This window comes from Natronospira sp. (assembly GCF_007134575.1).
Classification (GTDB): Bacteria; Pseudomonadota; Gammaproteobacteria; order Natronospirales; family Natronospiraceae; genus Natronospira; species Natronospira elongata.
On sequence record NZ_SLKM01000074.1, the window covers coordinates 1 to 9,766 of the forward strand.

Genomic DNA, 9,766 nt, shown 5'->3' on the forward strand with positions numbered 1-9,766 from the left:
AGGCCGGAGAGAGCTAACTCCCAGACCGGGACGGGGCGAAAGAACCACTCGATGAAAAAGAAGCTCAGGTAGACCAGCCAGAGATAGGGCGTCCAGCCAATCTCCCGATCATCCGGCAACAGGCGTCGGTGGATGGCGAGCAGGGGCCGCGCCCAGGCCTTGGCCTGGGCGCGGTGCTGGTTGCCTGAACGAGAATCAGTCATTGCCGGCGCCTGCTGGTGTGAGTGTCACGCGTTCCATGTCGAAACGGAACGGCCCCTGGGATGGCCCGGCGAAAATGCCGAAACCGGTGATCGCCGTGTGGTCGATGCCATCGAATTCGTCAAAGCGAATCCTGACGGTGCCCCAGTCCTCTTCGACGGACAAGTCGATCTCCGAGGGCATGCTCTGGTTGGCACTGCTGAAGACCAGGGCGCGGAGGGTGGAGACATCGGCACGCAGACGCACTTCCAGCCCGCCAAAGTCCGAGAGGTCCTTTGGCGCCATGGGGGTGTCGCCGGGGAACCACATGACGCCGGCATAGGGCCAGCTGAAGCCGCTGCGAATCTCACCGCGCACCCGCAGAAAGCCGACATCATCCTCCCGCTCCTGCGATACAGCCACTTCGGATTGACCACCCATGCGCTGGTCGGTGCTCGATTCCCAGTCATGGCCGAAGGCCACTGAGCGGTCACCCTCGAAATCACTTAACAGCACGGCTTCGCCTGCCGCGCGCTCACGCTCGGCCCGTGCGGCGGCCGGATCGAGATCCACCGCATGGCCGTTCTTCCAGACCTTGCGGATGCGGCGGCTGTCCTTGATGTTCTCGAGGGGGTTGCCATCCACCAGCACGAGATCCGCCCGATGACCGGCCTTGATCCGGCCACGATCATCCAGGCCAAAGGCATCCGCCGGTGCCGCGGTGGCGGCGATCAGGGCTTGCCGCGGGCTCAGGCCGGCCGCCACCAGCCGCTCCATTTCTTCATGCAGGCTGGCGCCATTGGCGGTGCCCGGGTTGGGGGCGTCGCTACCAGCGAGGATGGGGACGCCAGCCTCGTTCAGCACCCGAACGGAGGTCTCGGCATGGTCATAGCGGGCGGGCCCATCCATGGTGGGAAAGCGCATCGCGAGCGTGGCCTTCTGCCCGGCACTCAGGCGAGCCTGCACGCCTTCATCGGCCAACAGGCTCTCTCCGGCCCCTTCACCCACGACACTCGCCAGGACCGTCAGCGTGGGAATGAGGAAACGCTGGTCCTTCATCAATTCGATGATTTCCTCGTCGATGTCGGCATCGGAGAAGGTGTGCACCAGGCCGTCGGTGCCGGCGGCAAGGGCGGTACGGGCCTCTTCCCGGCTGCCGATGTGGGTGACCGCCAGGACGCCGGCCTCATGACTGGCCCTGATGGCCGCCTGCAGGCTGTCCTGTGACAGGCGGTTGGTCTCGAAGCCGAAGGCCTCGCCGCCCTCGTAGACCAGCTTGATGAAGTCCGAGCCTTCCGCCAGGCGTTCGGCGATGAAGCTCCCGGCCTGGTCCGGGTCATCCAGGGTGGGGATGGGCATGCCGTACTGGGTGCCGTGCCCGCCCTCGGCCGTGACCAGGGTGCCTGCCGACCAGACATCGGCCCGGCGGGTGGGCTGGCGGCTGTCGCGGTCCTCCTTGAAGCTCGGCAGCTGGCGGTGATCGGTGAAGAGATCGATCATGCCGGTGACGCCGAAGCGCAGGGCATCCTCCCGGGCGCTGCCGAAGACATGCACATGGCTGTCGATCAGCCCCGGCATCAGGAATCCATCCTGGCCGTCGATGAAGCCGGCCTCATCCGGGTCGGCGCTGGCCGGCTCCACGGCGGCGATCAGCCCGTCTCGTATACGGACTTGATGGTCTTCCAGCAGTCGCTCGCCATCGAAGATGCGCACATTGCCCATGATCATGTCACCGTCGGCATGCTGGACCGGTGTCTGCGGCGTGGGCAGCAGGAAGAAAAAGAGTAGTACAGCCAGCAGGAATCCCGCCATGATCAGATATCGCTTTTGCTTGGTGGTCGTCATGATGTGCTATCCCCCTATTGTTGTCGGCTGCGGCGCAGCAGCCAGGCGCTGAGCCCCGATGCCAGTCCCGCCCAGGCTAGCAGGACGAGCCAGTGAACAAGCTGTCCGGCGCTATCACCCCGGGTCTGCATGAGTGCCAGCTCGCCGAGATGCCAGGCCGGCAGCAGGGGGGCGATGCCCTGCAGCCAGTCCGGGAAGAAGGCGAGCGGAATCATCAAGCCCGAAAAGAACAGCATGGGCAGAAAGATCAGGTTGGCAATGGCAATGGCGGCACGCTCGCCCATGCTGCTGCCGATCATCAGGCCAATGGCGCAGAAGGGCAGGCCGCCGATCAGCAGGGTCAGGGCCAGGCCGATCCACTGGCCCTGGTTCAGGCGCACTTCGCCGAACACAGCCGCCAGGAAAAACAGGGGCAGCAGGGCGAGCAGGCCGGCAAAGAGGTTGGCCACCAGCTTGGCCACCACCCAGCCGGAACGCGGCAGACTCATGACCCGCCGCATGTCCAGCCAGCCGCCGCTGCGTTCGCTGGCGGTGCCGATGGCCGTGCCCATCAGGCCGGTGCCGATGACGCCTATGCTTCCCATCATGGCCAGATAATAGGTCGCGGCGCTGTTGGATGCACCCATATCGAACACCAGCCCGAACAGGGTGTAGAAGAAGGCCGGAAAGGCGATGGTGGGCACCAGCGATTCGGGCATGCGCAGCAGGCGGGCGCATTCGGTTTCCGTCTCCAGCCACAGGGCCCTGGCGGTGGATCCGGCTCGCGATGGCAGGGTAACGGTATTCATGCGGCTTGCTCCCGGTGGTCGTGGATCAGGTGCAGGAAGGCTTCTTCCAGGCCGGCATTGCGCACTTCCAGTGCGCTCAACTCGGGGTCAGCGGCCAGCAGTCGGCGCAGCACCGCTTCTGCATCACGGACCATGAGTGTGGTGTGGCCGCCGCTCAGGCGCACGCCCTCCACGTCGGGCCAGGCGGCCAGGGTGGCCTCCTCGAGACGGGTGCGACAGCGAATGACCCGGCCCGGCACCCGGCGACCGATGTGCGCGGTGTGATCGCAGGCGATGACACGGCCTTCGTGCAGCAGGGCCACCCGATCCGAGAGCTGCTCGGCCTCGTCCAGATCATGGGTGGTGATGAGGATGGCGCAGCCGTTTTCGCGCAGGCGGCCTACCCCCGCCCAGAGACGATGCCGGCTGTCGATGTCCATGCCGGCGGTGGGCTCATCCAGAAACAGCAGCCGGGGCTGGCCGGCCAGGGCGGCGGCCAGGCGTGCCCGCTGCAGCTGGCCGCCGGACAGGGTTTCGCACTGGCGCTCGAGCAGGTCCTCGATGTCGGCCATCTGGATGGCCTCGTCCAGCGGGCTCGGCTGGCCCCGCCCTGCACCGGCCAGCATCAGCCATTCCCGCACCGTCATGGCCTGGGCCGGCCTGCCGCCCTGCAGCATGGCACCGATGGTCTGGCGGGCCGCCAGGCTGCCGGGGGCATGGCCGTCGATGTGAATGCGCCCGGCACTGGGACGCAGCAGGCCAAGGGCCAGACCGATGGTGCTGGTCTTGCCGGCCCCGTTGGGGCCGAGCAGGGCGAGGGTCTCGCCGCGCTTGCAGCTAAGATGCACATCCTGCAGCACGGTTTTGCCGCCGCGCCGGCAGGACACGTCCTCGAAACCCAGCATGGAATGGCAAGTGGCCATGGTTCGCTCCCTTGTTGAACGTTCCGGGCAGTCTGGGCTCTGAAGAATTGGGCCGGTAGTGGCGTTGGTCATCAGTTTCCCGTGACATTTGTCACATCAGCCCGGATATCCCCCCGGGTGGTGTGATGGGCCGAGTCCAGGGAAGCCATGGACAGCCCGTCCGGCATTTCGCAGAATTACTGGCTGGCGATTGCAGCCACCCCCTATAAGCACTGCCTTGGATGGAGTCATACATGGTCGCTCGTGGATTGGTTTTCCTTCTGGTTCTTGCCTTCTCAACTCCCCTGTTTGCTTCTCTCGGCTACTACCAGTCGCCCACCCTGCATGAGGACACCGTGGTGTTCGTTGCGGAGGGGGATCTCTGGGCGGTGCCGGTGGACGGTGGTATGGCGCGGCGGCTGACCAGCCACGCCAGCGAAGCCAGTGACCCGCATTTTTCCCCGGATGGGGAATGGATTGCCTTTACCGGGCGCTATGAGGGCAGTGCCGAGGTCTATGTCATGCCGGCGGCCGGTGGCGAGCCCCGGCGCCTGACCTGGGAAGGCGGTTTCGTGCAGGTCCAGGGCTGGACCCCGGCGGGTGAGGTGCTGTTTGCCTCCGACAACCGGATCGGACCCAGCTGGTACTGGCTGCTGAACCAGGTGAATCCGGAAGATGGCGCGGTCACCGAGCTGCCACTGGCGGATGCCCGGGAAGGGGCTTATCTGGATGACAGCGATCTGGTCTTCACCCGCTTTGGTCTTGCCGTGACCGCCGACAATGCCCGCGCCTACCGGGGCGGGGCCATGGCCCAGCTGTGGCGCTTCGATGCCGGCCGTGACGAGGAAGCGCGGCGGCTGGCCGAAGAGCACGGCGCCAATCTCACCCACCCCATGAGTCATGACGATAAGCTCTTTGTGCGCAGTGATGTCAGCGGGCTGTTCAATCTGGGCCAGCTGGATCCGGACAGCGGCGCCTTCGAGGCCCTGACCGAGCACGAGGATTTCGAAGTCCGCCGGCCCAGCATCAGCCCGGATGGCCGGATCGTTTATCAGCACGGTGCCGACATTCGCCTGCTTGACCCGGCCACGGGCGAGGACCGACAACTCGATATTGCGCTCTCCTCCGATCGTGCCCATGCCCGTGAGCGCTGGCTGGACAAGCCCACCGATTATCTGGATGCCATCCACTTTGCCCCCGCCGGGGATCGGGTGGTCCTGACCGCCCGCGGCCGCCTGGCACTGGTGGGCACGGGGCAGCGGCGGCGGGTTGAGATTGCACTGCCGGAGGCCAGCCGAGCCCGCCAGGCCATGCTCGGCCCGGAGGGTGAGTGGGTCTATGCCTTTGTGGATGCCAGTGACGAGGTGGAGCTGTGGCGGTTTCCGGCTGACGGGCAGGGCCAAGGGGAGCAACTGACCGACGATGCCCGGACCCAGCGCATGGGCATGAGCATTTCCCCGGATGGCCGTTATGTGGCCCATCACGACATGGATGGCCGGCTCTATCTCTATGACAACCGCCGGGGCCGGAATCGCCAGATCGATGATTCCAACGGCGAGGGCTATCGCCAGCTGGTCTGGTCGCCGGACGGCAGGGCCCTGGCGGTGGTTCGCCCGGACAGTAGCCAGCGTCGGGTGCAGGTGTTGCTGTATGAGCTCGGCAGCGGCGTCATGCACACCCTGAGCAGTGATCGCTACGAGAGCCATTCGCCGGCCTTCAGCCCGGACGGGCGTTGGCTGTATTTCCTCTCCAACCGCCATTTCCAGGCCACGCCCGGTTCACCCTGGGGCGATCGCAACATGGGGCCGATGTTTGACCGGCGCACCCAGCTCTATGCCATCGCCCTGCAGGCGGGCAATGTCTTCCCCCTGCAGCCGCGCCATGAGCTGATCGAGGACCGCCCGGACCATGGCAATAACGATGAGCCGCCCGCCATTGAATGGGACGGCCTCGCGGAGCGTTTACATGAGGTGCCGGTTGAGCCGGGCAATTTCGCCAGCCTGGCTGTCGCCAAGGACCGGCTGTTTGTGATCGACCGGCCCACCGGCGGCGCGCCCGTGGTCCGGACCATTGATTTTGGCAAGGACCGGCCCCGCTTCGAGACCTTTGCCGAAGGCCTGGATCTTTTGCAGATGTCGGCCGAGCGGGACCGCATGCTGGTGCGGCGCAATGGTGAGCTGTTCATCGTTCCGGCGGGCGGGCAGATGCCCGGCGACCTGGAAGAAGCCCAGGTTCGGATCGGCAACTGGCGGCTGCCCATTCGCCCGGCCGAGGAATGGCAGCAGATGTTCGCCGATGCCTGGCGCATGCAGCGGGATTTCCTCTTCGACCCCGAGATGCGGGGCGTGGACTGGGAGGCGGTACGCGAAAAGTACGAGCCCTTTGTGTCGCGCATTGCCGATCGCCGGGAACTGGATGATCTGCTCGCCCAGATGGTGGCCGAGCTCGGGATCCTGCATTCCCAGGTTCGTGGCGGTGAATACCGTGATGATCCCGAGTCCGCCCGCCCGGCGTTCCTGGGTGCGGATTTCAAGCCGGTCGAGGCGGGTGCGCGGATCGCCCGAATCTATCGCAGTGACCCGGAACTGCCCAGCCAGCGTTCCCCGCTGGTGCGACCCGGCGTGGATCTTCAGGAAGGTGATGTGATTACCCGCGTCAACGGCCGCCCGGTGAGTGAAGTGGATCATATCCATGAACTGCTGGCCTGGCGGGCGGGTGAACAAACACGGCTGGATTATCGCCGGGGCCGGGACAGTGGTGCAGTGATCGTGCACCCCGCCAGTCGCTGGGAGAATGATGCCCTGCGTTACCGGGACTGGGTGATGGGCCGGCGCGAGGCCGTGGAGTCCCTCTCCGATGGCCGCATCGGTTATCTCCACCTGCGCGCCATGGGTCCCAATGACATCGCCGACTTCGCCCGCGAGTTCTACGCCAACGTGGACCGGGAAGGACTGATCATCGATGTCCGCCGGAACCGGGGCGGCAATATCGATTCCTGGATCATCGAAAAACTTCTGCGCCGGGCCTGGTCCTTCTGGCAGCCGCCAGGGCAGGAAAAGTTCTGGAACATGCAGAACACCTTCCGGGGCCATCTGGCGGTGCTGATCGATCCGCTCACCTATTCCGACGGCGAGACCTTCTCCGCCGGGGTCAAGACCCTGGGCCTGGGCCCGCTGATCGGCCAACGTACCGCCGGCGCCGGGGTCTGGCTGAGCGATCAGAACCGCCTGGTGGACCATGGCCTGATGCGGGCCGCCTCACTGCCGGTGTTTGACAGTGAAGGGCGCTGGATCGTCGAGGGCCACGGCGTTGCCCCGGATATCGAGGTGGAAAACCTGCCCCATGCCACCTGGCGGGGCGAGGATGCCCAGCTTGAGCGAGCCGTGCGCGAGCTGCTGCAAACCCTGGATGAACATCCCGTCCAGGAACCGGAAGCCCAACCCATCCCGCCCCTGGGTACCCCGGGGCGGGACGTGGAGCGAGGAGCGATGCAATGAGTCTATTCGGCAAAAGACTCCAGGCCCTGGTGGACAAGGCCACCGAGGCCAACAAGGCCTTCAACGCCCGCCATCCCGAGGCCTCGACCATGGTAGGCGCCAGCAATGAAAGCCTGCGCCGCCTGGGCGATGACGTGGACGCGGTCAGCATCGATGACCGCCATTCCAATCAGCGCCTGATGTTCATCCTCAAGGATTCTCTGCCCGACAGCGTGGGAATTGGCATCGGCACAATCGGTACCGAAGACTTCGAGTTCATCGGTGAGGCGCGTCAAGACAGCCTGGACGAGATGGGCATAATCTCGCTCATGGAGCGTCACTTCGTTAAGCAGACCCACTGACTGCCCGAGGCGGCCACGGTATCGTCGGGATTCACTCCCGAGTCATGGGCGCTGGCCGGGCGATGGCATAGCCCTGGGCGTAGTCGATACCCGCCGAGCGTAGCCAGTCGATGGTCCACTCGTCTTCCACGAACTCAGCCACCGTGCTCAGGCCGGTCTCGTGGGCAAGCCGCTGGATTGCCGTCACGATGGCCCGGTCGGTCGCTTCGCTGCGCAGGTCACGAATGAAGCGGCCATCGATCTTGACGGCGTCGATGCTGAAATTGCGGATGTATTCAAAGCTTGCCAGGCCGGTGCCGAAGTCATCGATAGCGATGCGAAAGCCGCTCTTGCGGAGATGTACCACCAGAGACGCCGCCGCCTCCGGGTCGCGGACGGATTCACTTTCCGTGATCTCAAACCAGATGCGCTCTGCCTCGACGCCGGACTCGTGACGACGGGCTTCGATCCATTCGCCCAGTGCCGGGTCGCTGAGTGAGTCCCCGGACAGGTTGATGGTAAATACGGCCTCCGGCCGCGCCGCCGCAAGACGCAGCGCTCGTTGCACCACCCAGCGGTCGATGTCGGGCATCAGGCGGTGGCGGGCCGCGACCGGCAGGAAGGCGGCCGGTGCCAGTACCTCACCATTGCCATCGGGCATGCGCAGCAGCAGCTCATAGCGGGGTGGCGCATCGCCCTGATCCGACAGCGGTGTAATGAGTTGCCCGTGAAGCTCAAAGCCCTCTTCTCGTGTCAGGGCCTCCCTCACCGCGCTGACTGTGGCCTGGTCTGCCCGTTCTTCCTCAAGTAGTCGGGAGTAATGATCATCGATTCGAATGCACGGCGGCGGTTGCTCGGCAGCACGCTTTGAAGCCAGGGAGGCCAGGGCCACCGCTTCTTGTGGCGCCATATCCTCGGCATCGATTTGGATCGCTCCAATGGCTGGCCGCAGTACCAGCGGAATGCGGCCGGCCTGGACAATCTGTCCCTCCAGGTGCTCATAAAGTGTGTCCAGCCCGTTTCGGCTGGCCGAGCTCGGGCCCGGCAGCAGCAGGCCATAGAGGCCGCGACCGAGGCGCGCGGCCTGGCCATGAGGACTAGCCTGTTCATGAAGGGTATCGGCCAGGCTTTGCTCGAAACGATCCGCGTCTTCCAAGCCGCCTAGATCAAAGATTTTTCGGGCCACCGGCAGGTCCAGCAAAGCCAGGGTGGCCTGCCCATTCCGATGGCCCTCCAGGGCCTGGGCCATGCCACGCTCGTTGAGCAGGCCGGTGAGATAGTCACTCCTCGCCATCTTTCTGGCGTGTCGGAGGTGTCGGCGAATGGATTCACTGGTAGCAGAAACAATCTGGGTCATGATGATGAAGGCCGTCACCACCACAATGACCTCGATCATCTCGGCGTTGTCGCTGGGTGGCGGACTGCCACCGAAACCGGTCAGGGCCTGGACCAGGAACGCGGTGGCGATACCCGCAGTGGCCAGCGCCTGAAAGAGTGGCTGTCCCAGGCCGGCAGCCACCGCCAGCAAGGGAAAATAGAAATAGACCAGAATGCCCGCGAAGCCGGTCATTTCGGCGCGGCCCATCTGTAGCTGCAGGAAAGCCAGCAGGCACAGGCCGCCCGTCCAGAGCAATTGCCAGCGTGCGGGTTCGAGGGCCTGGAGAAGGCGCCGGTCGCTGAGGGCGGCTGCCAGCAGTATGGTCACCGGTGCCACCATCAGGATGCCCAGGGCCTCCGCCAGCCAGTAGGCCCCGAAGATCTCCATGAACTGGTACTCGGCGAACACCGGCGTATGCAGGGCGAGGGTGGTGACGCCCGGTCCAGCGCCCACCATCCCGGCGATGGCCGGCCCGAACAGCCAGAAACCAAGCAATTCTCGGGTGGGACCGCGAAACATCTGACGGCCTTGCAGCCAACGCAGCCCACCCACGGCTACCGCCGTCTGCATGAGCAGCCCCAGAGCGGGCAGGGTCCATGTCCAGATGCTGCCTTCGGTGTTTAGCCCGCCCCACAGGGCCACCACCAGTGCCGGCCCGATAACAATGCGCCAACCAAAGACCAGCCCCAGGCCAACGGCCAGGCCCGCCGGTGGCCAGATCAGCGCCCCGGTGCCTTCCCCCACCCAGAAATACCAACCGAACTCCATGCCCAGCAGGGTCAACAGAGCGGCAAGGCCATGGGCTACCGGCCCCGGTTGACGTTCCGGTTGGAGAAGAAAGGGTGTTTGGTCAGCGGATGTCGGGGACATGGTGTCA

Annotated in this window: 7 protein-coding genes; 2 read left to right on the forward strand and 5 right to left on the reverse strand. The window is 65.2% G+C overall.

What is annotated here, in order from left to right; translation table 11 throughout:
- From ACJWXQ_RS02965 to ACJWXQ_RS02980, 4 genes are all read right to left on the reverse strand, one after another.
- On the reverse strand, positions 1-203 hold a 203-nt coding region (locus tag ACJWXQ_RS02965; protein WP_406672107.1), incomplete at its 3' end, for a hypothetical protein.
- A complete protein-coding gene (locus ACJWXQ_RS02970; protein ID WP_406672108.1) occupies positions 196-2,025 on the reverse strand; it encodes a CIA30 family protein in 1,830 nt (609 codons plus the stop codon). The genes ACJWXQ_RS02965 and ACJWXQ_RS02970, both read right to left, overlap by 8 nt.
- Before the next feature lie 14 nt (positions 2,026-2,039).
- Positions 2,040-2,813, reverse strand: a complete 774-nt coding sequence (locus ACJWXQ_RS02975; protein WP_346053172.1) for an ABC transporter permease — start codon at positions 2,811-2,813, stop codon at positions 2,040-2,042.
- Complete coding sequence (locus tag ACJWXQ_RS02980; RefSeq protein WP_346053170.1) at positions 2,810-3,715, reverse strand: ABC transporter ATP-binding protein; 906 nt, start codon at positions 3,713-3,715, stop codon at positions 2,810-2,812. The genes ACJWXQ_RS02975 and ACJWXQ_RS02980 overlap by 4 nt, the downstream gene beginning before the upstream one ends.
- A 233-nt stretch (positions 3,716-3,948) precedes the next feature.
- Here ACJWXQ_RS02980 and ACJWXQ_RS02985 point away from each other — a divergent pair, with 233 nt between their 5' ends.
- Positions 3,949-7,191 carry a S41 family peptidase gene (locus tag ACJWXQ_RS02985; protein ID WP_406672109.1) on the forward strand — a complete coding sequence of 1,081 codons (3,243 nt, stop codon included), beginning with the start codon at positions 3,949-3,951 and terminating at the stop codon, positions 7,189-7,191.
- Positions 7,188-7,532, forward strand: coding sequence for a hypothetical protein (locus ACJWXQ_RS02990; protein WP_346053166.1), 345 nt, complete (start codon positions 7,188-7,190; stop codon positions 7,530-7,532). The genes ACJWXQ_RS02985 and ACJWXQ_RS02990 overlap by 4 nt, the downstream gene beginning before the upstream one ends.
- A 31-nt stretch (positions 7,533-7,563) precedes the next feature.
- On the opposite strand, the gene ACJWXQ_RS02995 is transcribed toward ACJWXQ_RS02990, so the two are convergent.
- Positions 7,564-9,766 (reverse strand): EAL domain-containing protein (locus ACJWXQ_RS02995; RefSeq protein ID WP_406672110.1); only part of this gene is annotated, 2,203 nt, incomplete at its 5' end.

Excerpts from the sequence above, each read along its gene's own strand:
- ACJWXQ_RS02970 (WP_406672108.1), bottom strand. The coding sequence starts at position 2,025 with ATGACGACCACCAAGCAAAAGCGATATCTGATCATGGCGGGATTCCTG.
- ACJWXQ_RS02975 (WP_346053172.1), bottom strand. The coding sequence starts at position 2,813 with ATGAATACCGTTACCCTGCCATCGCGAGCCGGATCCACCGCCAGGGCC.
- ACJWXQ_RS02980 (WP_346053170.1), bottom strand. The coding sequence starts at position 3,715 with ATGGCCACTTGCCATTCCATGCTGGGTTTCGAGGACGTGTCCTGCCGG.
- ACJWXQ_RS02985 (WP_406672109.1), top strand. The coding sequence starts at position 3,949 with ATGGTCGCTCGTGGATTGGTTTTCCTTCTGGTTCTTGCCTTCTCAACT.
- ACJWXQ_RS02990 (WP_346053166.1), top strand. The coding sequence starts at position 7,188 with ATGAGTCTATTCGGCAAAAGACTCCAGGCCCTGGTGGACAAGGCCACC.